The sequence below is a fragment of the Rhodanobacter lycopersici genome (genome assembly GCF_040812335.1).
Classification (GTDB): domain Bacteria; phylum Pseudomonadota; class Gammaproteobacteria; order Xanthomonadales; family Rhodanobacteraceae; genus Rhodanobacter_A; species Rhodanobacter_A lycopersici.
The window spans coordinates 1,265,466-1,291,596 of the sequence record NZ_JBFOHK010000001.1; the positions used below are offsets into that span (position 1 = coordinate 1,265,466).

A 26,131-nucleotide genomic window follows, 5' to 3' on the forward strand; every position below is an offset into this window, starting at 1 on the left:
TTACTTGGTAAGAATCAACTTGTCGTTGCGGGTAAGCCGCAGATGGTATTCGTTGCCCTGGTGCTGGATCACCAGTTCGCGCTCGCCCTCCAGCAGCGACTGGCTGCTGATGCGGCGCACGGGCTCCGTCACCGCGGCGGCGGAGCGCAGCGGGAGATGCGGCAACGGGCGGGCAAGCCGGTTGGCGGCGGCCGGCAGACTCATGGGGGTGGCGATCGACATGGACGACTCCGCGATGGGTTCAGGCGGACTTGATGATAATGATTCTCATTAATCTGTCAATCGCCGCGACAGGCGCCACCCATGAACAGGTTCTAGGCCACCGCCTGCGCGATGCGCCGGCACGTCGCCTCGTCCAGCTTCGGCAGCACCTCCAGCGCGCCGAGGTTGTGTTCCAGCTGTTCCAGCCGGCTCGCGCCCAGCATCACCGTGGACACGTGCGGATTGGCCAGGCACCAGGCGATCGCCAACTGGGCGGTGCTGCAACCCAGCTCATCGGCGAGCGGCCGCAGCTGGCGCACCTTCGCCACGCGCTCGCCATGCTCGCCGAGCACCTTGTCGTGCAGCCACGCATAGTCGGGATGCGCCAGCCGCGAATCGGCAGGCACGCCGTCGTCGTACTTGCCGCTGAGCAGGCCCGAGGCCAGCGGCGACCAGATCGTGGTGCCCATGCCAAAGTCCTTGTAGAGCGGCGCATATTCCACCTCGACCCGCTCGCGGTGCAGCAGGTTGTACTGCGGTTGTTCCATCGCCGGCGCCGTCAGATGGTTTGCCTCCGCCACGCGGTGCGCTTCGCGGATCGCCTCGGCGGACCACTCGCTGGTGCCCCAGTACAGCACCTTGCCCTGGCGCACCAGCAGATCCATCGCCGCCACGGTCTCCGCGATCGGCGTGTCCGGATCGGGGCGATGGCAGAAATAGAGATCCAGGTAATCCACGCGCAGACGCTGCAACGCCTGGTGGCAGGCCTCGATCACATGCTTGCGCGACAGCCCGCGCTGGGTCGGCTTCGGATGATCGCAGGCGCCGAAGAACACCTTGCTGGACACGCACCAGCCGTCGCGCGGAAGGCGCAGGTCGGCCAGCACGTCACCCATCAGCGACTCGGCCACGCCGCTGCCATAGGTCTCGGCATTGTCGAAGAAATTCACCCCATGGTCCCAGGCCAGCGCCAGCATGTCGCGCGCCAGCGAGCGCCCCACGCTCTTGCCGAACGTGGCCCAGGCGCCGAAGGAAAGGACGGAAAGCGGCAGGCCGGAACGGCCGAGGCGGCGGTATTGCATGGGTAGCTCCATCAGCAGGCGGGACGATCGGTGTGGACCGATCCTTCTGCATGCTGCGTCGACGCATCGGGCCTATGCAAGCCTTGCGCGTCCGCGTTGCGCGATCCATGGCCACGCCATGAATCATATTTGAACAACTGCATCATATTTGAATATAGTGGCCTGGCCTGACGTCACGGCATCCACCCGCAGAGGCTCGTCCTATGGATCGTCGCCGTTTCCTGCTCGCCGGCTCCGCTGCCGCCTCGCTGGGCGCGCTCGGCCTGACCCGCGTCGGCCATGCCGACGCCGCGCCCACGCCTGTCGCCACCGGGCCGCGACCACGCCCCACGCCGCAGCAATTGCGCTGGCAACGCGACGAACTGGCGATGTTCGTGCACCTCACGGTGAACACCTTCACCGGCAAGGAATGGGGCGACGGCACCGAGTCGCCGGCGATCTTCAACCCGCGCAAGCTGGACGCGCGGCAATGGGCGCGCACGGCGAAGCAGGCCGGTTTCCGCAGCATGATCCTCACCGCCAAGCACCACGACGGCTTCTGCCTGTGGCCCACCGCCACCACGCAGCACTCGGTGAAAAGCAGCCCGTGGAAGAACGGCCACGGCGATGTGGTGCGCGAATTCACCGATGCCTGCCGCGCCGCAGGCCTGGGCGCCGGCCTGTACCTGTCGCCATGGGACCGCAACGCCAAGGTCTACGGCAGCGGCGAGGCCTACAACGACTACTACATCGCCCAGCTCACCGAGCTGCTCAGCAACTACGGCAAGATCGTGGAAGTGTGGTTCGACGGCGCCAACGGCGAAGGCCCGAACGGCCGCAAGCAGGCCTACGACTGGCCGCGCATCCACGCCACCGTGCGCAGGCTGCAACCCGATGCGGTGATGTTCTCCGACGCCGGCCCCGACGTGCGCTGGATCGGCGACGAGAAAGGCGTGGCCGGCGAAACCTGCTGGTCCAGCATCGACCCGGCCAGCGTGCCCTACCCCGGCTACGACCGCCCGTGGGCGGGCGACCTGCTCGGCCACGGCGACCCGCACGGCAGCGTGTGGCGCCCCGGCGAATCGGACGTGTCGATCCGGCCCGGCTGGTTCTGGCACCCCGAGCAGAACGACCAGGTGCGCACGCCGGACGGACTGATGGATCTGTACTTCAGCTCGGTGGGCCGCAACAGCAAGCTGCTGCTCAACGTGCCGCCGAACCGCGATGGCCTGTTCGACCCCGAGGACATCGCCTCGCTGCAGGGTTTCACCGCAAAGCGCACGGCACTGTTCGCCACCAACCTGCTGCAGGGCGCCAATGTGCACGCCAGCGGCAGCGATGCATCGCATCTCCCGGCCAAGGTGCTCGACACCGATCCGGATACCTACTGGAGCGCCGCACCCGCCGCCCGCGACGGCTGGCTGGAATTCGAACTGCCTCGCGAGATCGAGTTCGACACGCTGGAACTTGGCGAAGCGATCGCCCTCGGCCAGAACATCGCCAACTATCGTGTGGAACGCTGGGACGGCGGCGCGTGGCGGCCGCTCACCTGGGGCACCACGATCGGCCACAAGAAGCTCGTACGCACGGACCCGGTGCGCGCCAGCAAGCTGCGGCTGACGCTGGAATTCGGCTACGACGCGCCGAAGCTCGACTACGTCGCGGCGTACCGCGGCCCGGATCGCCGCTACGGGCCGGGGCACAACGAGAAGTGATCCTGCCTCAGGCGCCTTCCGCCACGTAGGCCGCCAGCGCCTCGAACAGATAGTCGTAGACCAGCCGCACGCGGCGGTTTGCACGCTGGTCCTCGTGCATCACCAGCCAGGTGTCCAGGTCCAGCCCGAACGCCCCGGGCAACACCGGCACCAGCTGGCGCGCGCGCCGGGCAAGCGCGCGCTGGCATGCGCCGATGCCGTAACCGGCGCGCAGTGCAGCCAGCTGCGCCAGGCCGCTGTCGGTGCGCAATGCGAAATGCTCGCGCGCATACACCTCGCCGCCCGGCACGCGGCCGCGCATCGCACGCAAGGCGGGCGTCTCGCGATCGAAACCGATCAGCGCGTGCTGGTGCAGATCGGCCAGTGTGCGCGGCGTGCCGCGCTCCTTCAGGTAACGCCGGTGTGCGTACAGCCCCAGCCCGATGCCGCCCACGCGCCGCGCCACCAGCGCAGCCTGGCTCGGCCGCAGCATGCGCACGGCAATGTCGGCGTCCTTGCGCAGCAGGTCCTCGGTCGCGTCGGACAGCGAAAGCTCGACCACGATACCCGGCTGCTGCCGGCGCAATCCGGCCAGCATGGCGGGCAACACCTCACCGCCGATCACCTCGCTGCAGGTGATGCGCACCACGCCGCGCACCTCCTGCCGGCTGCCCGACGCCGCGCGCCGCAGCGCGGACGACGCGGCAGCCATGCCGCGCGCATGTTCGGCCAGTTCGGCGCCCAGCTCGGTCAACCGCAGTCCCTGCGGCGAACGCGTGAACAGGGCCACGCCCAGCGTCGTTTCCAGCTGCCGCACGTGCCGCCCCAGGCTGGGCTGGGTCATGCCCAGCATGCGCGCCGCCGCGGACAGGCTGCCTGCGTCCGCCACCGCGAGGAAGGAACGATAGAGATCCCAGCCGGGCTCGTCGCTATCCATGCATTTATTTATAGCAGATGTTCGAAGCCAGGCAATTTTCAAATATGGCGCCCCGCGCCAAGCTGGCTCCACCCATCGATTCCGACCTAGTCTGGAGTACGGCCATGAACACATCGAAGACAGCCCTGATCCTCGGCGCCACCGGCGGCGCGGGCGGCGAGATCGCCGCGGCCCTGCTGCGGCGCGGCTGGACGGTGCGCGCGCTGGTGCGCAACGCCGCCCGCCCCGGTCTCGACCCGCGCATCGACTGGCGCGAAGGCGACGCGATGCACGCCGCCGACGTGGCGCAGGCCGCCGAAGGCGTGGACGTGCTCGTCCACGCAGTGAACCCGCCGGGCTACCGCGACTGGGACAAGCTGGTGCTGCCGATGCTGGACCACAGCCTTGCCGCAGCCCGCGCCAACGCGGCGCGGCTGGTGCTGCCCGGCACGGTCTACAACTACGGTCCCGATGCCTTTCCCCTGCTTGCCGAGGACGATCCTCAGCGACCGCTGACCCGCAAGGGCGCGATCCGCGTGGCGATGGAACAACAACTGGCCGAAGCTACCGACGTGCGCAGCCTGGTCCTGCGCTGCGGCGACTTCTTCGGGCCGCGCGCGGGCAACAACTGGTTCGCGGCGATGATCAGGCCGGGTCGCCCTGCACGCACCTTGCTGTACCCGGGGCGCCACGACCTGCCCCACGCCTGGGCCTATCTGCCCGACGTGGGCGAAACGGTGGCGCGACTGCTGGAACGCGAGGGCGAACTGGAGCGCTTCGCCCGCTTCCATTTCGCCGGCCATCTGATGGACGACACTGCCCTGCTCGCCGCGGTGCGTCGCACTACCGGCAACGCCACGCTGCCGCTGCGCGCCTTCCCGTGGTGGCTGACATGGCTGGCTGCACCGTTCGTGGTGATGCTGCGCGAACTGCGCGAGATGCGCTACCTGTGGAGCGAGCCGCTGCAGCTCGACAATCGCCGGCTGCTGGTGTGGCTGGGCGAGGAGCCGCACACCCCGCTGGACCAGGCTGTCGAAGCCACCCTGCGCAGCTTCGGCTGCGTGGCGTGAAACATCTCAGTGGAGGAAGGGCAGTGCGATTGCCAGCACCACCGCGGCGAACACGCCGGCGATCACGTCGTCCACCATTACGCCCAGCCCTCCCTTGAGGCGGCGGTCGAACTCGCGGATCGGCCACGGCTTCCACACGTCGAACAGGCGGAACAGCGCGAAGCCGAGAACGATCGCCCACCACGGCGCGAGCAGCGCGGGCAGCAGCGCGATCCACTGGCCAACGAACTCGTCCCACACCAGCGCGCGGTGATCGTCCACGCCCAGCGCGCGGCCGGCCATCTCGCAGGCCCACACGCCCAGCACGAAGCCCAGCACGATGGCCAGCAGGTTGAGCGGCAGCGACAGCTCGCGCAGCAGCAGCCACGGCAGGATCGCCGCCAGCGAACCGAACGTGCCCTGCGCCACCGGCGCGAGGCCGGAGCCGAGGCCGCAGGCGATCCAGCCCGCGGGTGTGGCGAGCAGCGCGCGGCGTTGCGCGGCGGTGAGCGTCTTGCGTTCAACGGGAGCGTTCATGCGGCGAAATGATCCCAGCCCGCGCGCCCGGGTTCCAGCCAGCCGCCGCCCGCGTCGCGCACGCGCACGCCCTCGCCCGCCACGATGCGGCCGATGCGCGTGGCGCCGCAGCCCAGCCGCGCCAGGTCGGCCTGCACCCCGGCCACGCGCGCGGCGGACACGGTAAAGCACAGCTCGTAGTCGTCGCCGCCGGCCAGCGCGAAGTCGCGCGCGGCCACTTCGTCGAACAGGCCCAGCAGCGCAGGCGAACGCGGCAACAGGGCGGCGTCGATCTCCGCACCCACGCCGCTGGCCGCACACAGATGGCCGAGGTCGGCGAGCAGGCCGTCGGACACGTCGAGGCAGGCGCTGGCGCGCCCGCGCAGCGCCAGTCCCGCCGACAGGCGCGGCACGGGGCGATTCAGGCGACCGACCAGCACGTCGCGCATGGACGTCCGGACGTCCATCTGCATCGGCGCCTGCAGGCAGCGCAGACCCGCCGCCGCATCGCCCAGCGTGCCGGTGACCAGCACCGCGTCGCCCACGCGTGCGCCGGCGCGCGTCAGTGCCTGCCCTGGCGGCACGAAGCCGTGCACGGCCACGCTGAGCGTGAGCGGGCCACGCGTGGTGTCGCCACCCACCAGGGCCAGCCGGTGCTGCCCCGCCAGTTGCGCGAAGCCGTCGGCCAGGCCGTCGACGAAAGCCGCATCGGGCTGTGGCAGGGTCAGCGCCAGCAGCGCCCATGCCGGTGTGGCGCCCATCGCGGCAAGATCGGACAGATTCACCGCCAGCGCCTTCCAGCCGATGTCGGCCGGCGCGGTGCCTGCCGGGAAATGCACGCCCTCGACCAGGGTGTCGATCGCCACTGCCAGCTCCTGCCCCGTGGGCACGGCCAACAGTGCGGCGTCGTCGCCGATGCCCAGGCGCACGTCCTCGCGCTCCTGCGCGGTGCGCTCGCGGATGCGGTCGATCAGGCGGAATTCCATGGCGGTCCTGCGGCAGGGACGGCCACAGAGCAGAGCATCCGCGCGCGCGCGACGCAAGCCTATGACCTGCGGCGCATGCGCCGGAGCCGGATGCGTGCGAGGCTGGCGCCGTTTCCCTGCCGGAGCTTGCTGCCATGCGCTGCACCCGTTTCCGCCCCGCCGTCCTTTCGCTCGCCCTCCTCGCCGCCGCGCCTGCGCTGGCTGCGCCAATGCCATCCGCAACCGGCGACGCGGCCGTGCTGGCGCCAGTCCAGTCCTTCTTCACGGCGATGTCGCGCTACGACCAGGCCGGCATGCGCGCGCAGGTGCTGCCCGCGGGCATGGCCACGCTGATGCGCCACGGCAAGCCGGAACAGCTCGCGCTGGGCGACTTCATCGACCACGTGAAGCCGGGCAAGGCACGCATCGAGGAACGCATCCACGACCCGCAGGTGCGCGTCGACGACGACCTCGCCGTGGTGTGGGCGCCCTACGTCTTCCTGCTCGACGGCAAGCCGCACCACTGCGGCACCGACGTGTTCAACCTGGCGCGGGTGGATGGACGCTGGCTGATCAGCGGCATCGCCGACAACAGCCGCGACTGCCCGGCGCAGTGAATCAGCGCGTGAACACCAGCGCCGGTTCGCCGTGGTAGGTGGTGCGTTGCCATTCGCGGAAACCGGCCTTCGCGGCCACGCGGATGGAGGCGGCGTTGTCCTCGTTGATCAGGCACACCGCCCGCATGCCAGGCAGGTGTACGTCGGCCCAGACGGTGGCCGCGGCGACCGCCTCGCTCGCATAGCCGCGGCCATGCACTTCGGGCGACAGCACCCAGCCGAACTCCAGCATGTCCACCAACGAGGGCTCGATCTCGCGGCGGAAGTCGCCAAAGCCGATATCGCCGACGTAGCGCCCGCTGGCCTTTTCCTCGACGGCCCAATAACCGTAGCCGAGCATGCCCCACAGCCCGCGCGAGGCCAGCATGCGGCGCCAGGTTTCCTCGGCAGTGAACGGGCGGCCGCCGATATAGCGCACCACCGCCGGATCGGCCCACAGCGCGGTGCAGCCGGCATGGTCTTCGGGACGGTGGGCGCGCAGGCGCAAGCGCGCGGTTTCCAGCACCGGCACCCGTTCTTCCGCCCGGGCGCCGGCGTCCATCAGCCGCGCTTTTCGACCGCGCGCAGTTCGGCGGCCAGCTTGTCCAGCACACCGTTGACGTAACTGTGGCCGTGGTCGGCGCCGAAGCGCTTGGTGACTTCGATCGCCTCGTTGATCACCACGCGGTACGGCACGTCGGGACGGTGCTTCAGTTCGTAGGCGGCGAGGCGCAGCGCGGCGCGCTCGATCGGATCGACCTCGGCCACCTCGCGGTCGAGGTACGGGCGCAGCGAAGCGTCGAGTTCGGCGACATGCTGCTCCACGCCGTGCAGCAGGTCCTCGAAGTAGTCGAGGTCGGCCACTTCCATGTCCTGCTCGTGGCGAAACTGCTCGATCACCGCGTTCATGTGGCTGCCGGAAAGCTGCCAGGCGTACAGCGCCTGCAACGCACGGCGGCGGGCGCGCGAGCGCGCAGCCAAATCAATCCCTTCGGGACGCGCGTGCATCACAGCTGGCCGTACAGGTTGACCATCTCCAGCGCGGCGATGGCCGCGTCGGCGCCCTTGTTGCCGGCCTTGGTGCCGGAGCGCTCGATCGCCTGCTCGATGCTGTCGGTGGTCAGCACGCCGAACGCCACCGGCACGCCCGAATCCAGCGCGGCCCTGGCCAGGCCCTTGGCGCATTCGCCGGCCACGTAGTCGAAGTGCGGCGTGGAACCGCGGATCACCGCACCCAGCGCGATCACCGCCGCGTACTTGCCCGAGGTCGCCAGCTTGTGCGCGGCCAGCGCGATCTCCCACGCGCCCGGCACGCGGACCAGGTCGACCGCGTCGTCCTTCACGCCATGGCGCAGCAGCGCATCACGCGCACCGGCCACCAGCGGTTCCACGACGAAACCGTTGAAACGGCCCGCGACGATGGCAAAACGGCCCTTGGGCGTGGCGAAATCGCCTTCGATGGTCTTCATGTCAGCAACAATCCTTGACGGGCCGGCGCCCATGCGAGGCGAGCATTTTACAGGCTTGGCGCTCTACCCGCTTGAGGCCTGCGGGAAACCAGCGGCATCGCCGCATCCACAACCGCCACTACCAGAGTGCGCAGGGCGAGAGCCCGGGGAGCGCCCCCCGTGCAAGCCATGGGTGGGTCGCCACAATCCACTACACCGTGCCAAGACCATCAACGCGCTCGCACATATGTCTCTGCTTGCCGGGGCCAGCCCCGGGTGAGACGATCGCCGCAAGGGCACCACCTCCGGGAAAGGTTGCAGGATCAGACTGCAGGCATGGACGGCGCGACCAGGAGAATTCGTTGATTTGCATGGGAAGTTCCCAGCAGCCCCAGCACGATTTGTCGGGTTAGGCTGCGGGATTAGGCTTCATTCAACAACCGAATTTGAGTTAGGTGTGGAGACATGAGATTTGGCAAGCTGCTCCTTCTGCTCAGTTGCATGCTCTGTGCTTGCGTTTCTGCAGGCGAAGTATCGGTCAAAAAACTCCCCTTGCCGAAGACGGAGGCCGCGTGCGTGGCTCGGGGTGGTGAATGGATCTTCGCCGGGCCACAAAACGTCACAAAGTATTGCTTGCTCCAAACCACCGACGGTGGCAAAACTTGTAAAAGCTCACGCGACTGTCAGAGCGAGTGTGTAGAGTCCTCCAAGGGCAACCAATGCGCCAGCGCGTTCAGCGGTTGTTTCGAGCCAACCGGACACGGGACGGTCACTCAATGCGTGAACTAAGCAGACCTAACATCTCGTCCAAGCGGATGCGTGTACCGCGCGCCGCTTAACTCCAGCGCTAGGAGACCGCTATGACCTGCTCCGGTTTACTTAATGCTTCTGGGCTAGCTGCGGGGTTCGCCGGGGCCACCATTTTTTGGTATGTGGGTAGGCAAGCAGGCCCAGGCCTCCCTTTCTATCCAGACGCCGGCGGAAAAATCCTCGCAGAAATTGCAGCCAAAGGGACAAGGCGCGATCGTATTAAAACCGCTGGCATGGCCCTCATTGCTATCAGCTTTCTTTGCCAGCTTCTTGCTCTCTTTATCTAGTCACACGGCAATGGTGCACTCACCGTTGTTCCACCCTCGCTATCGGTCGGGCAACAGGCAGGCTCCTAACATTTCGTTCAAGGCGGACGGCTTCGCCGGTGCTTAACTCCAACGTTAGCTATCTGAGTTTACTCATGCCATTTTCTGAACATCTGAAGCTCAAGGTGAAGCACATGGCCGCCTTTCGGTGTTGCCGGTGCCAAGCAATCGGAGTCGAGATTCATCATATAGCTCCTCAAGCTAGCGGCGGATCAGATACATTGGACAATGCTGCTCCTTTGTGCGCAAAGTGTCATTCTGATTTTGGTGATAACCCCATAAAGCAAAAAGAAATTCGCGAAATGCGTGACTGGTGGTACGGACAAGTCTCAGTTCAGTCTCGCGATGTAGATCCACAATTTAGCGTGTTGGAGGAAAAGCTTGACGCGCTACTTGCAAGGCAAACCGAAAGGTCGTCTGAACTGGAGCACATTAAGGATATTTTGCAATCGTACTTTTCCATACTTATTGGCCAGATTAACAGTACAAACGTTCATGCCATCGCATCGGCGGTTGTAAATGTTGAGAAGCCGCCGTTCGTGTCGGGTTCTCCGTGTCAAATGTCCGGTCAGCCGTGCCCAGGTTGTGATATTGGAATAATGGATATTGACGAAAGTCAGTGTGGCGTGGCGTGCAACGCCTGCGGACTCTTTATTCCAGCCGCGTATCCAAGCAAATGATGGCTAACAACTCAATCCAGTGGACGTCAACCCGCTACGCGGGTCGCGCCGCTGATTTCTGGCGTCAAGCGCTCGGATTCTGCAGGCAAGTGATCAAGCAGCAGACCTTCATATGAACGTGCACAACCAAATCAAAGACCATATCGCTGCTCAGCCAGAGCCAAAGCGAAGTGACATGCAAGCGCTTCACGACATCATTCTGGGAATGATGCCGGGCTGCAAATTGTGGTTCCTTGATGGCAGGGACGAGAGCGGCCGGGTGGTGTCCAACCCCAATATAGGTTATGGAGTGCAGACTTTAAGCTATGCCGATGGGAAAACCAGGGAGTTCTATCAGATCGGCACCAGCGCAAACACGGCAGGAATCTCCGTCTACATCATGGGAATAAAAGACAAGAAGTACCTGGCCGAGAAATATGGAAAAAAAATCGGCCAGGCAAGCGTGACAGGGTATTGCATCAAGTTCAGGACACTAAGAAATATAGATGTCGATGTCCTTGTGGAGGCAATGCGATACGGGATTGAACAGACAAGCGCCTAGCAATTCGTCCAAGGCGCGCAGCCCGGCGCACCCCGGCACCGCCCGACTCCAGCGCCGGACCTCGATTCTTGCGTCACCAACGAGGAACAACCCATGACTGCGAAAACAGAACTTCAGCTTGTCGACGATGGGTTCGAGGAGATGTTCGGCAAAATCTATCTGGTTTTTGCCCAGTCTTACGGAAGCGCAAAGGATCCTGCAGAACAGCAAACTGCAGTAGCGACGTTTCAAACCCAGGTGAGAACAGCCAGAAGTACGCGCGACGCGGCAAAACAGCATCTGCCGTAGGCTGTTTCGGAGGTATTCGCAGCCTGACTGTCCGGTCAAGCGGACCGCTCGGCACGCCGCGGCAAGCTGCCACTCACTGCGGCAGCGGCCACTTGCTTCAAGCGTTACGCCGCGGTCCCGCCCACCGTCATCGCGTCGATCTTCAGCGTGGGCTGACCTACCCCTACCGGCACGCTCTGGCCGTCCTTGCCGCAGACGCCTACGCCCTCGTCCAGCTTCATGTCGTTGCCGATCATGGAGACGCGGGTGAGCACGTCGGGGCCGCTGCCGATCAGGGTGGCGCCTTTCACCGGGGCGGTGATCTTGCCGTCCTCGATCAGGTAGGCCTCGCTGGCGGAGAACACGAACTTGCCGTTGGTGATGTCGACCTGGCCGCCGCCGAAGTTGGGCGCGTAGAGGCCCTTCTTCACCGAGCGGATGATTTCCTCCGGATCATGGCTGCCGCTGCGCATGTAGGTGTTGGTCATGCGCGGCATCGGCAACGCGGTGAAGGATTCGCGGCGGCCGTTGCCGGTGGGCGCCATGCCCATCAGGCGCGCGTTGAGCTTGTCCTGCATGTAGCCCTTGAGGATGCCGTCCTCGATCAGCACGGTGCAGTTCGTCGGCGTGCCTTCGTCGTCCACGCTGAGCGAACCGCGGCGGCCGGGCAGCGTGCCGTCGTCGACCACGGTGACGCCGGGCGCGGCCACGCGCTGGCCCAGCCGGCCGGCGAAGGCGGAGCTGCCCTTGCGGTTGAAGTCGCCTTCCAGGCCGTGGCCGATCGCCTCGTGCAGCAGCACGCCGGGCCAGCCGGGGCCGAGCACCACCGTCATCTGGCCCGCAGGCGCGTCGACGGAATCGAGGTTTACCAGCGCCTGGCGCACCGCCTCGTCGGCGAAGGCCAGCGCGCGGCCGTTCTCGATCAGCTCGCGATAGCCGTAACGGCCGCCGCCGCCGGCATAGCCCTGCTCGCGGCGGCCATTGGCCTCGGCGATCACCTGCACGTTGAGGCGCACCAGCGGGCGTACGTCGGCGGCCAGCGTGCCGTCGGAGGCGGCGATCAGCACGGTGTCGATGGTGGCGGCGATGCTCACGATGACCTGGGTGATGCGCGGGTCGCGCGAGCGCGCGTAGGCATCCACCTCGCGCAGCAGGGCGATCTTGTCGGGGTTGGGCAGGCTTTCCACCGGGTCGATCGCGGGATACAGCTGCCGCGTGTTGCCCAGCGCCAGCGGCTGGCCGGCGCCGCGGCCATCCTGCGCGATCGCGCGCGCGGCTTTCGAGGCTTCCAGCAACTGCGGCAGCACGATCTCGTCGGAATAGGCGAAGCCGGTCTTCTCGCCGGAGATCGCGCGCACGCCCACGCCCTGCTCGATCGAGTGGCTGCCGTCCTTGACGATGCCCTCCTCCAGCGTCCACGACTCGCTGCGCGAATGCTGGAAGTAGAGGTCGGCCGCGTCGATGGACGGCCCCATCAGCTGCGAAAACACGCGCTCGAGGTCGCCGGTGGCGAGTCCGCCGGGGGTCAGCAACCGGTTCTGGGCCTGGGCAATCGGGGAATCCATGCGTCGTCGTTCTTGGGGTCTGGACGGGAAAGGATGGGGGCGAACCCCTCGAAATCAAAGCCGGCGCGCTCAATGCTCCGTCGAGGAAGCCGAGGCAGGCAGTACCGGCAGCTCGCGCAGCGGCATTGTGATGACCGGGCTGGACGACGACGTGGCGGGCAGCAAGGGCGGCTTGGTGATCGTGGCGGAAGCCGCCGGCACTTCGTTCTTCTCCACCAGGGTCATCACCGGTTTGTCCCAACTGCCAGTGACGTGGTAGCGATAACGCGTGCTGACGAGCTTGTTCAGGCCTTTGCCCAGCAGGCCCTGCACGGCGAGGCCGGCGGCAGCGCCCACCGGGCCGCCCACCACGGCCCCGATCACCGGCAGGCTGTTGCCGATGTGCGGGGTCGCCTGCACGTACTGGTCGTAGTCCTTGGCGCGCAGGCCGGTGCGGCCGCTGATGCTGATCTGCACCGCCGGCCCCTTGATGGCCAGGTTGCTGGTGGTGGCGTTGCCGTCGGCGAGCTGGAAATCGCCCTTGATCGAATCGAAGCCCAGGCCCTTGCCGAACACGTCGCCGAAGTCCAGCGTCAGGCGGCGCGGCAGTTCGGCCAGCGAGATGAGGCCGAACAACCGCCCCACGCCCGGCGCCACCTCGGGAATGCGGCCATCGCTGACGTCGATGGCCAGCGTGCCGGTGGCGTTGGCGAGGCTGAAGGCGGAAGGCGCGCCGGGCCAGCTGGCGTCCAGCCGGTCTTCCGTCTTGCCGCCGTTGACGAGGCCGGTGTAGCCGAACGCGGTGAGCATCCTGCCAAGGTCGTCGGCGGCGAAGTTGATGCGCATGCGGGTGTGGCTGTCGGTGGGCGTGCCGTTCCAGTCACCGTTGCCGGTGATCTGCACGCTGGGCGACAGCGCGCGCAACTGGTCGATGTGCATGCCCTGCGCGGTGGGCCAGGTCTCCAACCGCGCCTCGCCCAGCTTCGCGTCACCGAAACTCAGCTCGCCCACCCACAGGTGGAACGGCGGCAGCGCGGCAGGGTTGATGCCGGTGTTCGCGGGATTCTCCTCCGGCTGGCTGGCGGCCGCCTTGCCGGCAGGCGCAGGCGGGTTGCCCGGCCAGTGCAGGTGGGTGAGGCGCACGGTGATGCCGCGCTTGTCCAGCTCCCTGGTGGGCACGTTGAAGCGCCCTGCCATCGCCGGACCGTTGACGTCCACCTGCAGGTTGTCGACTGCGGGCGTGGCCTGCAGGGTCATCGCACCGAGCGGACGACCGAACCATTCGGCGTGATCGGTGCCCACGTCCACGCTTTCCAGCGTGGGGCCGTTGTCCGTGTTGTCCGTGTTGTTCGCGTTGCCTGTGCTGCCCGTGCCGCCCGGATTGCCCGCAGCGCCATTGCCGCCCGCGGCCAGCGCGATCGCCTGCTGCACCCAGCCGGTGACATCCAGCTTCGCCGCGTGGCCACGGATGCGCAGCCCCTGCGCCGGCAGCTCCGTCGGCATCTGCGCACCGAACGCCAGCGTGCCGGCCAGCGGCTTGTCGGCGGCGGCCAGACGCAGGTGACCGCGTGCCTCCTCGCCGAGCGCCACCTTGAGGTCGGCACCTTGCAGCGGCAGGGTCAGCACGAGGTGCAACGGGAGGCTGGCGTCGGCGGGCTTCTTCAGCGGCACCGGCACGTCCAGCGTCATGCCGACCAGGGTGGAGTCCATGGTCAGGGTCTGCACCAGCGCCCCGCCGCCTGCCGGCTCGGTGAGGCTGAAGCCGATGTTGAAGGGGCTGCGCCCGCTGCCCAGCGGATCGAGCCAGTCCAGCGCGGGGTAACCCTCGGTGAGGTCGGCGAGGCTGTAGTTGCCGCTGAGCGTGGCCGCCAGCACCGTGGCAGGGTCGCCGGTGGCGCCGGCGATCGCCAGGTCCAGGGTGGACGGCTGGCCATGGGCGGTGCCGCTCAACGGACCGGCGTGGAAGCCGCGGCCGTCGAAGGTGGCCGGGCCGCTGAGCTGGTCCAGCTTGAGGTTCCAGTCCGCCTCGCTCACATCCACGCCCTGCAACTGGGCATTGCCGGCGAGGATGAAGTTTTCCGGTGCACCCAGCGGCAGCGAGAGATGGAAATCGAAGCTGCCGTTGCCGCCCAGCTTCAGCCTGGACAGCTGGTCGGCCTGCCGGCTGGCGATCGGGCTCTTCAGCACGAAGCCGAGCAGGTTGGCGCCACTGCCGGTGCCGTCGACGTTGAGGTCGAGCGTGCCATTGGAGAACTCGGGGATCAGTGCCACCACCTTGTCCGCCTTCACGCCCAGCGAAGACCCGCCGTCGGCCTGCACCAGCATGCCGCTGTTGATGAAGCTGGCGATGGCATGGATGCCGGTGGCCTCAGGCCAGTCCGACGCGTAGCGGAAGGCCAGGTTGCTGATCTCGGCGCGCGCCTCGAAGCGACCCTCATTGTGGTGGAACGGCCAGTCCTTGAGGTCGCCGCGCACCAGCACCTCGCCATGGTTGATGTCGCCGCTCACCAGTGCGCGATCCAGCCATTCCACCGCAGACGGCGGCATCACGCTGACCGGCCAGAACAGCTTGGCGGCGGTGACCTCGCCATGGGCCAGGTCGGCATACAGATCGAGGAATGGCGGGCCGCCGGCGTCGTGCAGGTCGATCTCGCCGCGCAGCTGGCCACCATAGCCCTGGCCCTCGAAGTCCAGCGGATCGATGCCCAGATGCCAGTCGCCGTCCGCGTGCCAGAACGCCAGCGTACCGGCCAGCTTCGACATCACGAACGGCTGGCGGAAGGTATGCGGCGCGCGCACCGTGGCGGCCTGCGCGGGCAGGTCCAGCGACACCGCCTCGCCGTCGCCGCGCAAGGTGCCGGCGAGGCCGTCCACGCCGGGCAGCTTGCCGGCCGGATCGATGCCCAGGTCACTGAACGTGGCGGCCATCCGCTCGAGGCCGCCGGCCTGCGCCCAGGCCAGCGCCACGTTATCCAGCTTGCCGTGCGGGCGCCCCTCACCCAGCCACGTCGCCAGCGCGGGCGGCAGCTTCGGCACCAGGCCAAGCCACGGCAACAGCGGCGCCAGTTGCAGGTCGCGCGCCGCCGCCTGCACGGCGAACTGCGGCGTACCGGGATGGTGCAGCCAGACCGCGAGCGCACCCTGGTCGTCGCCGGCCCAGCGCAGCTCGTAACCGTCGGCACTGCGGCTGAGCTCGGCCTCGCCACGCAGCGCGGGCACCTCGACCTGGCCGTTCGCCCCGGCGATGCGCAGGCCATCGAGGTCGAGGCGGGTGAAATTGCGCACCACCCTGCCCTGCTTCCAGTCCAGCCACGCGGCCACGTCGCCACGCCCTCCCTGCACGGCATAGCCGCCCAGGTCCACGCCAGCCAGCAGTGCCGCCAGATCGACCTGCTGGCCGGACAGCCACAGCCGCCCGCTGCTGCCATCGTCGCGAAAGCGTCCCGCGCCGCGCACCACGCCCGACACCCCTTCGCGGCGCAGCAGCGCGCCCACCCGGATATGGCTGCCCTGCCGGCTCAGCCGCAGCTGGTCGGCGATCAGGCTGTAGTGCTTGCCGCTGGCCGCGTCGGTGATGTTCAGCTGCAGGTTGTCCAGCCACAGCGCCACCGACAGCCGGCTGAAGCCGGGCCGCTGTTCGGAACCGTTGCCGGTGCCGAGGCCATTGACGTGCCAGCGGCCATCCGCGTCGCGGCTCAGGTCCAGCTGCAGGCCGCGCGTGCGCAGGTTCACCAGGTGCCGCGTGGGCAGCCAGCCGCCGAAATCCAGCCGCAGCTCGGACTCAGGTATCTCGATCGGTGTCCCCGCCTCGCCCGGCGGCACGCCCACGGTGACGTCGTGCAGCACGAACAGCGGGCCGGAGCCGGTCCAGTGGCCTTCGAGCGAGGCGAAACTCACCGGGCGCTGCAGTTTCGCCGAGAGCTCGCGCGCCACCCACTCGGGATGCCGCGCCAGCAGCGGCAGCAGCAGCTGCGCCAGCGCCATCAGCACCGCCAGCACGATCACCGCGATACCGGCTATCCAGCCCAGCGCGCGCGCGCCCAGGTGCAGCCGGCGCTGCCAGGCGGAATTCATCGACGTGCGACCGCGGTGCGAGCCGGTTTACAGCAGAACCACATCAAACTGTTCCTGCGAATAATGTTCCTCTGCCTGGAAGCGTATGCTCTTGGAGATGAACTCCTCCAGTTCGGCCACCGCGGCGGATTCCTCCTCGAGGATGCGGCCGACCACGGCGGGGCTGGCCATCACCAGCAGTTTCTCGGCGTTGAACTGGCGCACCGCGCGGGTGATCTCGCGGAAGATCTCGTAGGTCACCGTCTCGGCGGTCTTCAGCGTGCCGCGCCCGCTGCAGGCCGGGCACGGTTCGCACAACTGGCGCTCCAGACTCTCGGTGGTGCGCTTGCGGGTCATCTCGACCAGGCCCAGCGAGGACATCGGGTACACCGTGGTCTTGGCGTGGTCGCGGGCCAGGCCCTTGGCCAGCATGCGCAGCACCTGGCGCTTGTGCTCCTCGTCGACCATGTCGATGAAGTCGATGATGATGATGCCGCCGAGGTTGCGCAGCCGGAGCTGGCGTGCCGCCGCCTGCGCCGCCTCCAGGTTGGTGCGGTAGACGGTTTCCTCCAGGTTGCGCGTGCCGAGGTAGGCACCGGTGTTGACGTCGATGGTGGTCATCGCCTCGGTCTGGTCGACCACCAGGTAGCCGCCCGATTTCAGCGGCACTTCCTTCCGCAGCGCGTGCTGGATCTCGTCCTCCACGCTGTACAGGTCGAAGATCGGCCGCTCGCCGTCGTAATGCTCCACCCGGTCGTCCAGGCTGGGCATGAACTTGTGCACGAACTTCACCACCTTCTCGAAGGTCTCGCGCGAATCCACGCGCACCTTCTCGATGTCGTCGGTGAGCATGTCGCGCAGGCTGCGCAGCGGCAGCGAGAGCTCTTCGTACACCCGCTCGCCCACCTTGGCCCTGGCGATGTTTTCCTGCACCACGCGCCACACCTTGCCGAGGTAGGTCACGTCGAAGGCCAGCGACTCGGCGCTCTGCCCCTCCGCGTTGGTGCGCACGATGTAGCCCAGCGCCTGCTCGCCGACCAGGGCGCCCATCACCTCGCGCAGGCGCGTGCGCTCGGGCTCGTCCTCGATGCGCGCGGAAATGCCCAGGGTGTGCGCATGCGGCAGCAGCACCAGGTAGCGCGAGGGGATCGACAGGTGCGCCGACAACCGCGCGCCCTTGCTGCCGATCGGGTCCTTCACCACCTGCACCACGATCTCCTGGCCCTCGTGCACCAGTTCGCTGATCGACGGCGTGTGACCGTTGGCATGGCCATTGGCCGGCTCGGCGCCCTCGGCGACCGGCGGACGCACGATGTCCGAGGCGTGCAGGAAGGCCGCGCGGCCCAGCCCGATCTCCACGAACGCGGCCTGCATGCCCGGCATCACCCGCTGCACCCGGCCCTTGTAGATGTTGCCCACGTAGCCGCGCTTCGACGCGCGCTCGACATGCACTTCCTGCAGCATGCCGTTCTCGACCACGCCCACCCGTGTTTCGCGCGGGGTCACGTTGATCAGTATTTCTTCACTCACAGCCAACTCCCCGGACAGGCAGTCTTTATAGCGGTTGCCCGCGCCGACTGTCGATGCGCGGTGCACGGTGCAAAAAATCGCCTGGAGCGATTTTTGACGTCGCGGAGCGACGGCCCGAAGGGCGCTGCCATGGATGGTGGCCGCAAGGGGGCGAATGCTTTGCTAAGCCGACCCGGCGACAATGGGCGACACCCGCCCATGGCTTGGACAAGGGAAACAGCATGAAATTGCTGCTGGTGGAGGATTCCGAACGCTTGCGCCAGACCCTGCGCCACGGCCTCGCGGGCGCCGGCTTCACCGTGGACGCGGCCGGCGACGGCGTAGAGGCTTGCGGTTTCCTCGCCGGCTACGACTACGAACTGGTGGTGCTGGACCTGATGCTGCCCCGGCTGGACGGGATCGGCGTGCTGCGCAGCCTGCCCGCCGGCGGCCGGCGGCCACGCGTGCTGGTGCTGTCCGCCCGCGACCAGGTGCCCGACCGCATCGAGGCGCTGAACGCCGGTGCCGACGACTATCTGGTCAAGCCCTTTGCCTTCGACGAGCTGGTGGCCCGCCTGCATGCGCTGGCGCGCCGCCCGCAGCAGGCGCAGCCCACGGTGCTCAGCCATGGCACGCTGTCCTGGGACCCGCGTTCGCACAGCGTGAGCGTGGGCGACCGGCCGCTGGCGCTGACCCCGCGCGAGTTCGCCGTGCTGGGCCTGCTGCTGCGCCATCGCGGACGCGCGTTCAGTCGCCAGGAAATCCTTGAGCGCACCGCCGGCAGCGACAGCGAAGCCTCCGACCGCAGCGTCGAGGTGCTGGTGTTCGGCCTGCGCCGCAAGCTGGATGCCGCCGGCGTGCCGAGCCTGATCGAGACGCGCCGCGGCGCAGGCTATCTGATCCCGTGAAGCCGGCCTCGCTCTCCGCCCGCGTCACCGTGCTGCTGGCCATCGTCTGCCTGCTGGTGCTGGGCGGCGGCGCGAAACTGATGGACTGGCGCATCGACCATGAACTGGCCAGCCACTTCCATCGTGGCCTGCTCAGCCAGGCCCGCGCACTGGGCAACATGGCTGCACTGGAGGAGGGGGCCGCCGGTCACGCCGTCAGGGGGCTCCCGGGCGGCGACAGCTGGTACGAACTGCGCTGCGACGGTGCCGCGACGCAGCGCAGCGACCCGCCGCCACCCGCCGTGCCGCAAGGCTGGCCCGACGACGTGGGCCCGCAGCCGCGTTTCGCCCGGCTCGGCCACCACGAACATCACCTGGACTCGGTACGGCTGAGCTTCCCCCGCCCGACCGGCGGGAACTCCATTGCCGGCCCCGCCGCCGGCCCGACGGCGACTGCCAGCTGCCAACTGCTGTTCGTGCAGGACCGCCATTCGCTCGACCAACTGATGCTGGCGATCGACTGGATTCTCGCACTGGGCCCGCTGCTGGCCGCCGCCATCGCCTTGATCGCAGTGCCGCTGGTGGTACGGCGCGGCCTGCGCCCGATCGGCGCGCTGGTGGACCGCATGCGCGGCATCGGTCCCAACGCGCCCGGCCAGCGACTCGCCGCGATCGGCCTGAAGGAACTCGACCCGCTGGTGGCGCGTTTCAACGACGTGCTCGGCCGCATGGACGACGGTCTCGCCCGCGAGCGCCAGTTCGCCAGCGGCCTGGCCCACGAGACGCGTACCCGGCTCGCCGAACTGCGCGCGCTGGCCGAGGTGGAGTCGCGCTATCCCAGCGGCCGCAGCACGCCTGAACTGCTCGCCGAAATCGGCAGCATCGGCGCCGAGCTGGAAGCCACCGTCACCGCCCTGCTGCTGCTCACCCGCCTGCAGTCCGGACTGGAACGGCCGCAGTGGCAGGCACTGGCGCTGGCGCCGTGGCTGGAACGCCAGCTGCAACGCCAGCACGCCACGGCCACGGCGCGCGGCCTCATGCTGCGGAGCGAGGGCACGCTGCCGGAAGGTCTGCACACCGACCCCGCACTGCTGGAAGTGATCGTGGGCAACCTGCTCGGCAATGCCTGCGCCTACGCGCCCGCGGGCGACACCGTGCGTCTGCGCGTCGATGCACACGGCCTCGCCATCGACAACGCCGCACCCGGCCTCGGCGACGCGGATCTCGCCAGCTTCGGCCAGCGCTTCTGGCGCAAGCAGTTGCCGCACGCCGGCCACGCCGGGCTGGGCCTGGCGCTCACCGCCGCCGCCGCCCAGGCGCTGGGCCTGGCGCTGGACTTCCGGCTCGATCCGCAGCAGCGTCTGCATGCCACGCTGGACTGGCGATCAGCCATCACCCTGGAACCCTTCGCACCATGAGCGACGCCCCCACACCCATCCTGCTCGCCTGGAGCGGCGGCAAGGACTGCCTGATGGCCTTGCAGCGCCTGCGCGCCGATCCGCACTGGCGGGTGGCCGGCCTGCTCACCACGATCAACCGCAGCTACCAGCGCATCGCTATGCACGGCGTGCGGCAGGACGTGCTGAAGGCCCAGGTGGAAGCGCTCGGCCTGCCGCTGGTCGAGGTGCTGCTGGACTGGCCCGGCAGCAACGAAGCCTACGAGGCGGCGCACGTACAGGCGCTGGCCGAGGCGCGCAGGCGCTGGCCCGGCATCCGCCACTGCGCGTTCGGCGACCTGTTCCTGGAAGACGTGCGCGACTACCGCGTGCGCCAGCTCGGCCGCGACAACTGGCGCGCGGTGTTCCCGCTGTGGGGCGAGGACACCGCCGCGCTGTCGCGCCGCTTCGTGGCCGAGGGCCACCGCGCCATGCTGTGCTGCGTGGATACGCAACAGCTCGATGCGGGCCATTGCGGCCGCGCCTACGACGCAGCACTGCTTGACGCACTGCCGGCTGGCGTCGATCCCTGCGGCGAGCGTGGCGAATTCCACACCCTGAGTTTCGGCGGCCCGCTGTTCAAGCAGGCGATCAGGCTCAAGCGCGGCGAATCGGTGCTGCGCGATGGCCGTTTCCAGTTCACCGATTTCCTGCTGGACGATGGCGCGCAAGGCTGACCGCCACGTCCTGCCCGACGTGCTGCAGCCCGGTCTCGCCCTGGTGTTCTGCGGCACCGCGGCGGGCAGGCGCTCCGCCGCCGAACACGCCTACTACGCGCATCCCGGCAACCTGTTCTGGCGTGCGCTGCACGAGGCCGGCCTGACCCCACGCCTGCTCGCGCCCGCCGAATTCCCGCTGCTGCCGCAGTTCGGCATCGGCCTCACCGACCTCGCCAAACTTCACAGCGGCAACGACGACGAGCTGCCGCCCGGCGCCTTCGACGTGCCTGCGCTGCGCGCGAAGATCGAGCGCTGCGCACCGCGCCTGCTCGCCTTCACCAGCAAGAACGCCGCACGCGCCGCACTGGGTCGCGCCGTCGATTACGGCCTGCAGGACGAATGCATCGGCAGCGCACGGGTGTTCGTGCTGCCATCGCCGTCGGGGCAGGCGCGGGGGCATTGGGATATCGGGTTGTGGCGCGAATTGGGCACGCTCTTCTCCCTTTCCTCGCATGGGCGTGGGAAGGGGTGAGGGGCCACATTTGCGACAGACGCCATTCCCCCCGCGTACCGGGGATGGTTGGGGGTGGGGGCTTCCGCCGGTCGATATGCCTGCCGCAACCTGCTCCAGCGTGGCCGGTGGTTGCATCCATCAGTACCTGCCTGGCGCGGTGTTGCGCGTGCATGCGGACTTCAAATGCCGCAATCGCAGGCGACTATGCGGGCGACAACGTGACGCCGGATGGGAAGGCTGGCCACGCCATGGTTTCGGGGAGCCCCGACTGGTCCGGCACGCCGCGCGGCTCGCCATTCGCCGCCTGGCGCCGGAACCGCGTCGCACACGAATCTCATGTGCTGAGCAAACTCGCCGGGGGCGTGCTCAGTCCACCGGCGTATGGCGATAGCGGCTCACGTCCTGCGGGCTCACCGCGCTGGCGCGATTGCTCCAGGCGCGGCGGATGTAGCTGACCACGCTGGCGACGTCGGTGTCGTCGAGCTGCTGCGCGTAGGGTGGCATGGAGTACGGGCGCGGGTGCACGGCGGTGCTGGGTGCAAAGCCGCCGAGCAGCACCACCCGGATCGCATTGATGCCACCGGGTTCGGTTGTCGAGGCGTTGCCGTCCAGCGGCGGATAGATACCGGGCACGCCGCGACCGTCGGCGCCGTGGCAGTCGGCGCAGCGTTGCCGGTAGAGCACACCGCCCTGCTTCGCCAGGCGCTCGGCGTCGAACAGTGCCGGCGGAGCGGGTGGCGCCGGACGCCGCGGCAACGCGACAAGATAGTCAGCAATGGCGTGCAGGTCATCGTCGCTCAGGTGCTGGGTGCTCTGCCGCACCACGTCGGCCATCGGTCCGAAGGCGACGCCGCGGGCGGACTGGCCGGTCTTCAGCACATCGACGATCTGCTGCGCGCTCCAGGCTTCGAGGCCACCGTGGCCCTGCGTGCCGAGGCCGGGCGCGTACCAGGATTGAGCGGGAATCTCGCCGCCGCCGAGGTGGCGATCACGCTCGATCGCACCCAGTGCATTGCGCGGCGCGTGGCATTCGTTGCAGTGGCCCAGGCCCTCGACCAGGTAGGCGCCGCGATTCCACGCGACCGGGCGGTTTGGATCGGGCCGGTACGTGCCTTCGCGGAAATACAGCGCGCGCCACCCGACCAGCAGGCGACGCAGGCTGTAGGGAAACGCCAGCTGGTTCGGCACGGAAGGCCGACGTACCGGCGGCAACGATTGCAGCCAGGCGTAGATCGCCAGCGCATCGTCATGCGTGAGTCTGGTGTACGAGGTGTACGGAAACGCGGGATACAGCGGCTCGCGCTGCCGGCCGATGCCACGATGCAGCGCCTGCCAGAAATCCTCGAAGCTCCACTCGCCAAGGCCAGTGGCCGGGTCCGGCGTGAGGTTGGGCGCGGCGATATTGCCGAACGGCGTGGGGATCAGGCGCCCACCGGCATACGGCTGGCCACCCTGCGCCGTATGGCAGGCAGCGCAATCACCGGCAGTGGCGAGATAGGCGCCGCGTGCGATCAGGACCGGATCGCGCAGCGTGGCCTCGTCCACCGCACTGGCGCTGCGCGGTACTGGGGCATGGCCGAGCGGACGGAGCAGCCACCACGCCGCCAGCGCAAACGCCAGCAGCACCACGGCCATGAGGGCGCGGCGCAGCAGCCTCATGTGCCTGCCCCGTTGCCTGCCAGCACGCCGCAGCGCAGCGGCGGTTGCACGCTGCCGGCCGGTTGCGCGTGCATGTCGGCCGGAAGTTCACGGCCAGCCAGCCAGGCCGCCACCGCAGTGATGTCGGACTCGCTCAGGCGACCGGCCACCTCGGCCATGCAATCCGGCGCCACGGTGGCGCGGGTGTGCGTGCGCCAGGCGCCGAGCTGGGCGCTGATGTAGTCGTAAGGCAGGCCGACCAGACCGGGGATGTCAGGCTCCACACCGGTGAGCTGGCTGCCATGGCAACGTTCGCAGGCGGGAACGCCACGCGCGGGGTCGCCCACGCTCACCAGTTGTTCGCCACGCTGCAGTGTCGCAGCAGGCAACGCCGGCAACTTGGAACGCGCGTACGGCACCTGCTGCGCCGAGAAATATCCGGCGATCTCGCGCAGGTAAGCCGGGTCGAGCCCGCGGACCGTGTATTCCATCGGCGCGTATTTGCGCAGGCCGTTCTGGAAATCCGCGAGCTGCCGCGCGAGATAGCCGGCCGGCTTGCCGGCGAGGCGCGGGAAGAAGCCACTGCCGGGGGAACCCTCGCCATGCACGCCATGGCAGGCGGTGCACGCGGCGATGCGCTGCTGCAGGGTGTCGGGCACCGGCGGCGTGGCCGACGATGAGGACACCGCAGGCGAGGCAGCAAAAGCGGGCGCCAGCAGCAACGAAAGTGCCAGGAACGACAGGCGCCGGAGGGTCCGCCCGACGACGTCACGCGTCAGGCGAGGCATGTGCGGATCCATCTGCCGAGTATAGGCAAATCCACTGCCGCGCCGCGGCGCGCCGGACTATGCTCCGGCGATCGCGACACCGTGCCGCACCTGCGGGGTTCGCATGGCTATGGTGTCATGCGGCCATGCCACCCGCCGATTTGCGCACGATCAGCATCGCCAGCTCCAGCGACTGTTCGTAGTTGAGCCGCGGGTCGACCATCGACTTGTAGGCGCGCTCCAGGTCGGCCTCGGACAGGCCGCGTGCACCACCGGTACATTCGGTGACGTCCTCGCCGGTAAGCTCCAGGTGCACGCCGCCCAGCCGCGTGCCGGCGGCGGCGTGGATATCGAAGGCCTGATCCAGTTCGCCGCGGATGTTGTCGAAGCGGCGGGTCTTGTAGCCGTTGGAGGTGCTCTCGGTGTTGCCGTGCATGGGATCGGCCACCCACAGCACGCGACGGCCATCGCGCCTCACCGCCTGCAGCAGCGGAGGCAGCGCCGCGCCAATCTTCGCGTTGCCCATGCGGTGCACCAGGGTGAGCCGACCTGGTTCGTCGTGCGGATTCAGCGCGTCGATCAGCGGCAGCAGCTGGTCCGGCGTCACCGAGGGGCCGACCTTCACCGCGATCGGGTTGCGGATGCCGCGGAAATATTCCACATGCGCGCCGTCCAGCGCCGCGGTGCGCATGCCGATCCACGGGAAGTGGGTGGAGAGGTTGAACCAGCCCGGGTGCCGCGGCACCTGGCGGGTCAGGGCCTGCTCGTAATGCAGCAGCAGCGCCTCGTGCGAAGTGAAGAAATCCACCTTGGAGAAGCCGGCGATCGGCCCTGCCAGGGTCTCCATGAAGCGCAGCGAGTCGCCGATGCCGGCAACCATGCGGCGGTACTCGGCGGCCAGCGGCGAGTGCTCGACCCAGGCCAGATCCCAGTATTCCGGATGATGCAGGTCGGCGAAGCCGCCGTCGATCAGGGCACGCACGAAGTTCATCGTCAGCGCGGAATGCGCATGGGCACTGATCAGCCGCTGCGGATCGGGGCGGCGTGCCGCGACGGTGAACTCGGGGCCGTTGACCACGTCACCGCGGAAGCTGGGCAGCGTCACGCCGTCGCGCGTCTCGCTGTCGGCCGAGCGCGGCTTGGCGTACTGGCCCGCGAAGCGCCCCACGCGCAGCACCGGCTTCTTCAGGCCGTGCACCAGCACCAGGCTCATCTGCAGCAGCACCTTGAGCCGGTTGGAAATGATCGGACTGCTGCAATCGGCGAAGCTCTCGGCGCAGTCGCCGCCCTGCAGCAGGAAGCGCCGGCCTTCCTGCGCCTCGGCCAGCGCCTGCTTCAGCGCCAGCACCTCCCACGAGGTCACCAGCGGCGGCAGCCCGGCCAGTTGCGCGGTGGCCTGGGCCAGCTCGGCAGCATCCTCGTATTGCGGCTGCTGCAGCGCCGTGCGGTTCTGCCACGACGATGGAGTCCAGTCCGAAGCAAACACGTTTGCAGATACCTCGCTCATCGCCGAGCCACCGTCGAACGGCGTGCACCGGCCAGCACGGCCCAGATGCCCAGCAACACAAACCAGATCAGCGACCACCACGGCATCGACAGACCCAGGATCGGCTGCACCGCGGCGCACTCGCCGGAACCGGAAAGCACCTTGAGCAGCACGCCGGCCAGACCGCCGTTGCTGGCGCGGGTTTCCAGCAGATAACCGAGCGGGGCGCCACAGCTCGGCACCTGGCCGGGCGGCAGCGACTGGATCCACAGGTGACGCGTGGCGATGCCGATGCCGACCAGCGCGATCAACAGCAGCAACCCCACGTACACCCAGCGTCCACCGCCACGCGGCGCATGCAGGCCACCGACCAGGAACACCACACCCAGCGCGATGAACGCCACGCGCTGCAGGATGCACAGCGGGCACGGATCCATCTGCAATTCGTACTGTGCGTACAGCGCGAAACCGATCAGGCCGGTGCAGACCAGGAAGCCGGCGAGGAGGCTGACGCGAAACGACCAACGCAGGGGGTTCATGGACGGCACGGCAGGGAACGGGGAGATGA

At 68.2% G+C, this 26,131-nt stretch carries 25 protein-coding genes; 10 read left to right on the forward strand and 15 right to left on the reverse strand.

Annotated elements, in window-relative coordinates:
* Both hemP and ABQJ54_RS05715 read right to left on the reverse strand, forming a co-directional pair.
* Entirely contained in the window at positions 1-222 is a 222-nt protein-coding gene (hemP, locus tag ABQJ54_RS05710) for a hemin uptake protein HemP (RefSeq protein ID WP_367853302.1), read from the reverse strand.
* Between the two features lie 92 nt (positions 223-314).
* Positions 315-1,283, reverse strand: coding sequence for a potassium channel beta subunit family protein (locus ABQJ54_RS05715; RefSeq protein WP_367853303.1), 969 nt, complete (start codon positions 1,281-1,283; stop codon positions 315-317).
* 203 nt (positions 1,284-1,486) lie between these two features.
* Here ABQJ54_RS05715 and ABQJ54_RS05720 point away from each other — a divergent pair, with 203 nt between their 5' ends.
* The gene (locus ABQJ54_RS05720; RefSeq protein ID WP_367853304.1) at positions 1,487-2,977 is read left to right on the forward strand and encodes an alpha-L-fucosidase; all 1,491 of its coding nucleotides are present in this window, start codon (positions 1,487-1,489) and stop codon (positions 2,975-2,977) included.
* 7 nt (positions 2,978-2,984) lie between these two features.
* On the opposite strand, the gene ABQJ54_RS05725 is transcribed toward ABQJ54_RS05720, so the two are convergent.
* Positions 2,985-3,893: a LysR family transcriptional regulator gene (locus ABQJ54_RS05725; RefSeq protein WP_367853305.1), complete on the reverse strand. Its 909-nt coding sequence runs from the start codon at positions 3,891-3,893 to the stop codon at positions 2,985-2,987.
* A 104-nt stretch (positions 3,894-3,997) separates the two neighbouring features.
* Between ABQJ54_RS05725 and ABQJ54_RS05730 the strand changes: the two genes are divergently transcribed.
* Positions 3,998-4,942, forward strand: coding sequence for an NAD(P)H-binding protein (locus ABQJ54_RS05730; RefSeq protein ID WP_367853306.1), 945 nt, complete (start codon positions 3,998-4,000; stop codon positions 4,940-4,942).
* A gap of 6 nt (positions 4,943-4,948) precedes the next feature.
* Here the strand turns inward: ABQJ54_RS05730 and ABQJ54_RS05735 are convergent, their stop codons facing one another.
* A complete protein-coding gene (locus tag ABQJ54_RS05735; protein ID WP_367853307.1) occupies positions 4,949-5,458 on the reverse strand; it encodes a phosphatidylglycerophosphatase A family protein in 510 nt (169 codons plus the stop codon).
* Positions 5,455-6,423, reverse strand: coding sequence for a thiamine-phosphate kinase (thiL, locus tag ABQJ54_RS05740; protein WP_367853308.1), 969 nt, complete (start codon positions 6,421-6,423; stop codon positions 5,455-5,457). The genes ABQJ54_RS05735 and thiL overlap by 4 nt, the downstream gene beginning before the upstream one ends.
* A gap of 134 nt (positions 6,424-6,557) precedes the next feature.
* On the opposite strand from thiL, the gene ABQJ54_RS05745 reads away from it, so the two are divergent.
* Entirely contained in the window at positions 6,558-7,019 is a 462-nt protein-coding gene (locus tag ABQJ54_RS05745; RefSeq protein WP_367853309.1) for a nuclear transport factor 2 family protein, read from the forward strand.
* A gap of 1 nt (position 7,020) precedes the next feature.
* On the opposite strand, the gene ABQJ54_RS05750 is transcribed toward ABQJ54_RS05745, so the two are convergent.
* The 3 genes from ABQJ54_RS05750 to ribH are packed head-to-tail and all read right to left on the reverse strand — an operon-like array spanning position 7,021 to position 8,467.
* Positions 7,021-7,560 carry a GNAT family N-acetyltransferase gene (locus tag ABQJ54_RS05750; RefSeq protein ID WP_367853310.1) on the reverse strand — a complete coding sequence of 180 codons (540 nt, stop codon included), beginning with the start codon at positions 7,558-7,560 and terminating at the stop codon, positions 7,021-7,023.
* Positions 7,560-8,006 carry a transcription antitermination factor NusB gene (nusB, locus tag ABQJ54_RS05755; RefSeq protein ID WP_367853311.1) on the reverse strand — a complete coding sequence of 149 codons (447 nt, stop codon included), beginning with the start codon at positions 8,004-8,006 and terminating at the stop codon, positions 7,560-7,562. Before nusB ends, ABQJ54_RS05750 begins: the two co-directional genes overlap by 1 nt.
* Positions 8,006-8,467, reverse strand: coding sequence for a 6,7-dimethyl-8-ribityllumazine synthase (gene ribH, locus ABQJ54_RS05760; protein WP_367853312.1), 462 nt, complete (start codon positions 8,465-8,467; stop codon positions 8,006-8,008). Before ribH ends, nusB begins: the two co-directional genes overlap by 1 nt.
* Positions 8,468-9,677: 1,210 nt before the next feature.
* On the opposite strand from ribH, the gene ABQJ54_RS05765 reads away from it, so the two are divergent.
* The 3 genes from ABQJ54_RS05765 (at position 9,678) to ABQJ54_RS05775 (ending at position 11,091) form a co-directional block, all read left to right on the forward strand.
* A complete protein-coding gene (locus ABQJ54_RS05765) occupies positions 9,678-10,262 on the forward strand; it encodes an HNH endonuclease (protein ID WP_367853313.1) in 585 nt (194 codons plus the stop codon).
* Positions 10,263-10,374: 112 nt separating this feature from the next.
* On the forward strand, positions 10,375-10,803 hold the full coding sequence (locus ABQJ54_RS05770) for a hypothetical protein (RefSeq protein WP_367853314.1): 429 nt from the start codon (positions 10,375-10,377) through the stop codon (positions 10,801-10,803).
* Positions 10,804-10,896: 93 nt separating this feature from the next.
* Positions 10,897-11,091, forward strand: coding sequence for a hypothetical protein (locus tag ABQJ54_RS05775; RefSeq protein ID WP_367853315.1), 195 nt, complete (start codon positions 10,897-10,899; stop codon positions 11,089-11,091).
* Between the two features lie 104 nt (positions 11,092-11,195).
* Here ABQJ54_RS05775 and tldD read toward each other — a convergent pair whose 3' ends face one another.
* From tldD to rng, 3 genes are all read right to left on the reverse strand, one after another.
* Complete coding sequence (gene tldD / locus ABQJ54_RS05780) at positions 11,196-12,635, reverse strand: metalloprotease TldD (RefSeq protein ID WP_367853316.1); 1,440 nt, start codon at positions 12,633-12,635, stop codon at positions 11,196-11,198.
* A 69-nt stretch (positions 12,636-12,704) separates the two neighbouring features.
* On the reverse strand, positions 12,705-16,688 hold the full coding sequence (locus tag ABQJ54_RS05785) for a YhdP family protein (protein WP_367853317.1): 3,984 nt from the start codon (positions 16,686-16,688) through the stop codon (positions 12,705-12,707).
* A 27-nt stretch (positions 16,689-16,715) separates the two neighbouring features.
* Positions 16,716-18,197, reverse strand: a complete 1,482-nt coding sequence (gene rng, locus ABQJ54_RS05790; RefSeq protein ID WP_367853318.1) for a ribonuclease G — start codon at positions 18,195-18,197, stop codon at positions 16,716-16,718.
* 221 nt (positions 18,198-18,418) lie between these two features.
* On the opposite strand from rng, the gene ABQJ54_RS05795 reads away from it, so the two are divergent.
* The 4 genes from ABQJ54_RS05795 to ABQJ54_RS05810 are packed head-to-tail and all read left to right on the forward strand — an operon-like array spanning position 18,419 to position 21,690.
* A complete protein-coding gene (locus ABQJ54_RS05795) occupies positions 18,419-19,084 on the forward strand; it encodes a response regulator transcription factor (RefSeq protein WP_367853319.1) in 666 nt (221 codons plus the stop codon).
* Positions 19,081-20,481, forward strand: a complete 1,401-nt coding sequence (locus ABQJ54_RS05800) for an ATP-binding protein (protein WP_367853320.1) — start codon at positions 19,081-19,083, stop codon at positions 20,479-20,481. Before ABQJ54_RS05795 ends, ABQJ54_RS05800 begins: the two co-directional genes overlap by 4 nt.
* On the forward strand, positions 20,478-21,176 hold the full coding sequence (locus tag ABQJ54_RS05805; protein ID WP_367853321.1) for a Dph6-related ATP pyrophosphatase: 699 nt from the start codon (positions 20,478-20,480) through the stop codon (positions 21,174-21,176). The genes ABQJ54_RS05800 and ABQJ54_RS05805 overlap by 4 nt, the downstream gene beginning before the upstream one ends.
* Positions 21,160-21,690: a mismatch-specific DNA-glycosylase gene (locus ABQJ54_RS05810; protein ID WP_367853322.1), complete on the forward strand. Its 531-nt coding sequence runs from the start codon at positions 21,160-21,162 to the stop codon at positions 21,688-21,690. The genes ABQJ54_RS05805 and ABQJ54_RS05810 overlap by 17 nt, the downstream gene beginning before the upstream one ends.
* A gap of 348 nt (positions 21,691-22,038) precedes the next feature.
* Here the strand turns inward: ABQJ54_RS05810 and ABQJ54_RS05815 are convergent, their stop codons facing one another.
* The 4 genes from ABQJ54_RS05815 to ABQJ54_RS05830 form a co-directional block, all read right to left on the reverse strand.
* Complete coding sequence (locus tag ABQJ54_RS05815) at positions 22,039-23,331, reverse strand: cytochrome c (RefSeq protein WP_367853323.1); 1,293 nt, start codon at positions 23,329-23,331, stop codon at positions 22,039-22,041.
* Positions 23,328-24,098: a c-type cytochrome gene (locus ABQJ54_RS05820; protein ID WP_367853324.1), complete on the reverse strand. Its 771-nt coding sequence runs from the start codon at positions 24,096-24,098 to the stop codon at positions 23,328-23,330. The genes ABQJ54_RS05815 and ABQJ54_RS05820 overlap by 4 nt, the downstream gene beginning before the upstream one ends.
* A 115-nt stretch (positions 24,099-24,213) precedes the next feature.
* Positions 24,214-25,584 carry a class II 3-deoxy-7-phosphoheptulonate synthase gene (locus ABQJ54_RS05825; protein ID WP_367853325.1) on the reverse strand — a complete coding sequence of 457 codons (1,371 nt, stop codon included), beginning with the start codon at positions 25,582-25,584 and terminating at the stop codon, positions 24,214-24,216.
* Positions 25,581-26,102, reverse strand: coding sequence for a disulfide bond formation protein B (locus tag ABQJ54_RS05830; RefSeq protein ID WP_367853326.1), 522 nt, complete (start codon positions 26,100-26,102; stop codon positions 25,581-25,583). The genes ABQJ54_RS05825 and ABQJ54_RS05830 overlap by 4 nt, the downstream gene beginning before the upstream one ends.
* Between the last annotated feature and the right edge of the window lie 29 nt (positions 26,103-26,131).

What these genes read in the sequence shown, in the direction of transcription:
- hemP (WP_367853302.1), bottom strand. Translation starts at nt 222, where the DNA reads ATGTCGATCGCCACCCCCATGAGTCTGCCGGCCGCCGCCAACCGGCTT.
- ABQJ54_RS05715 (WP_367853303.1), bottom strand. Translation starts at nt 1,283, where the DNA reads ATGCAATACCGCCGCCTCGGCCGTTCCGGCCTGCCGCTTTCCGTCCTT.
- ABQJ54_RS05720 (WP_367853304.1), top strand. Translation starts at nt 1,487, where the DNA reads ATGGATCGTCGCCGTTTCCTGCTCGCCGGCTCCGCTGCCGCCTCGCTG.
- ABQJ54_RS05725 (WP_367853305.1), bottom strand. Translation starts at nt 3,893, where the DNA reads ATGGATAGCGACGAGCCCGGCTGGGATCTCTATCGTTCCTTCCTCGCG.
- ABQJ54_RS05730 (WP_367853306.1), top strand. Translation starts at nt 3,998, where the DNA reads ATGAACACATCGAAGACAGCCCTGATCCTCGGCGCCACCGGCGGCGCG.
- ABQJ54_RS05735 (WP_367853307.1), bottom strand. Translation starts at nt 5,458, where the DNA reads ATGAACGCTCCCGTTGAACGCAAGACGCTCACCGCCGCGCAACGCCGC.
- thiL (WP_367853308.1), bottom strand. Translation starts at nt 6,423, where the DNA reads ATGGAATTCCGCCTGATCGACCGCATCCGCGAGCGCACCGCGCAGGAG.
- ABQJ54_RS05745 (WP_367853309.1), top strand. Translation starts at nt 6,558, where the DNA reads ATGCGCTGCACCCGTTTCCGCCCCGCCGTCCTTTCGCTCGCCCTCCTC.
- ABQJ54_RS05750 (WP_367853310.1), bottom strand. Translation starts at nt 7,560, where the DNA reads ATGGACGCCGGCGCCCGGGCGGAAGAACGGGTGCCGGTGCTGGAAACC.
- nusB (WP_367853311.1), bottom strand. Translation starts at nt 8,006, where the DNA reads ATGCACGCGCGTCCCGAAGGGATTGATTTGGCTGCGCGCTCGCGCGCC.
- ribH (WP_367853312.1), bottom strand. Translation starts at nt 8,467, where the DNA reads ATGAAGACCATCGAAGGCGATTTCGCCACGCCCAAGGGCCGTTTTGCC.
- ABQJ54_RS05765 (WP_367853313.1), top strand. Translation starts at nt 9,678, where the DNA reads ATGCCATTTTCTGAACATCTGAAGCTCAAGGTGAAGCACATGGCCGCC.
- ABQJ54_RS05770 (WP_367853314.1), top strand. Translation starts at nt 10,375, where the DNA reads ATGAACGTGCACAACCAAATCAAAGACCATATCGCTGCTCAGCCAGAG.
- ABQJ54_RS05775 (WP_367853315.1), top strand. Translation starts at nt 10,897, where the DNA reads ATGACTGCGAAAACAGAACTTCAGCTTGTCGACGATGGGTTCGAGGAG.
- tldD (WP_367853316.1), bottom strand. Translation starts at nt 12,635, where the DNA reads ATGGATTCCCCGATTGCCCAGGCCCAGAACCGGTTGCTGACCCCCGGC.
- ABQJ54_RS05785 (WP_367853317.1), bottom strand. Translation starts at nt 16,688, where the DNA reads ATGAATTCCGCCTGGCAGCGCCGGCTGCACCTGGGCGCGCGCGCGCTG.
- ABQJ54_RS05795 (WP_367853319.1), top strand. Translation starts at nt 18,419, where the DNA reads ATGAAATTGCTGCTGGTGGAGGATTCCGAACGCTTGCGCCAGACCCTG.
- ABQJ54_RS05805 (WP_367853321.1), top strand. Translation starts at nt 20,478, where the DNA reads ATGAGCGACGCCCCCACACCCATCCTGCTCGCCTGGAGCGGCGGCAAG.
- ABQJ54_RS05810 (WP_367853322.1), top strand. Translation starts at nt 21,160, where the DNA reads ATGGCGCGCAAGGCTGACCGCCACGTCCTGCCCGACGTGCTGCAGCCC.
- ABQJ54_RS05815 (WP_367853323.1), bottom strand. Translation starts at nt 23,331, where the DNA reads ATGAGGCTGCTGCGCCGCGCCCTCATGGCCGTGGTGCTGCTGGCGTTT.
- ABQJ54_RS05820 (WP_367853324.1), bottom strand. Translation starts at nt 24,098, where the DNA reads ATGCCTCGCCTGACGCGTGACGTCGTCGGGCGGACCCTCCGGCGCCTG.
- ABQJ54_RS05825 (WP_367853325.1), bottom strand. Translation starts at nt 25,584, where the DNA reads ATGAGCGAGGTATCTGCAAACGTGTTTGCTTCGGACTGGACTCCATCG.
- ABQJ54_RS05830 (WP_367853326.1), bottom strand. Translation starts at nt 26,102, where the DNA reads ATGAACCCCCTGCGTTGGTCGTTTCGCGTCAGCCTCCTCGCCGGCTTC.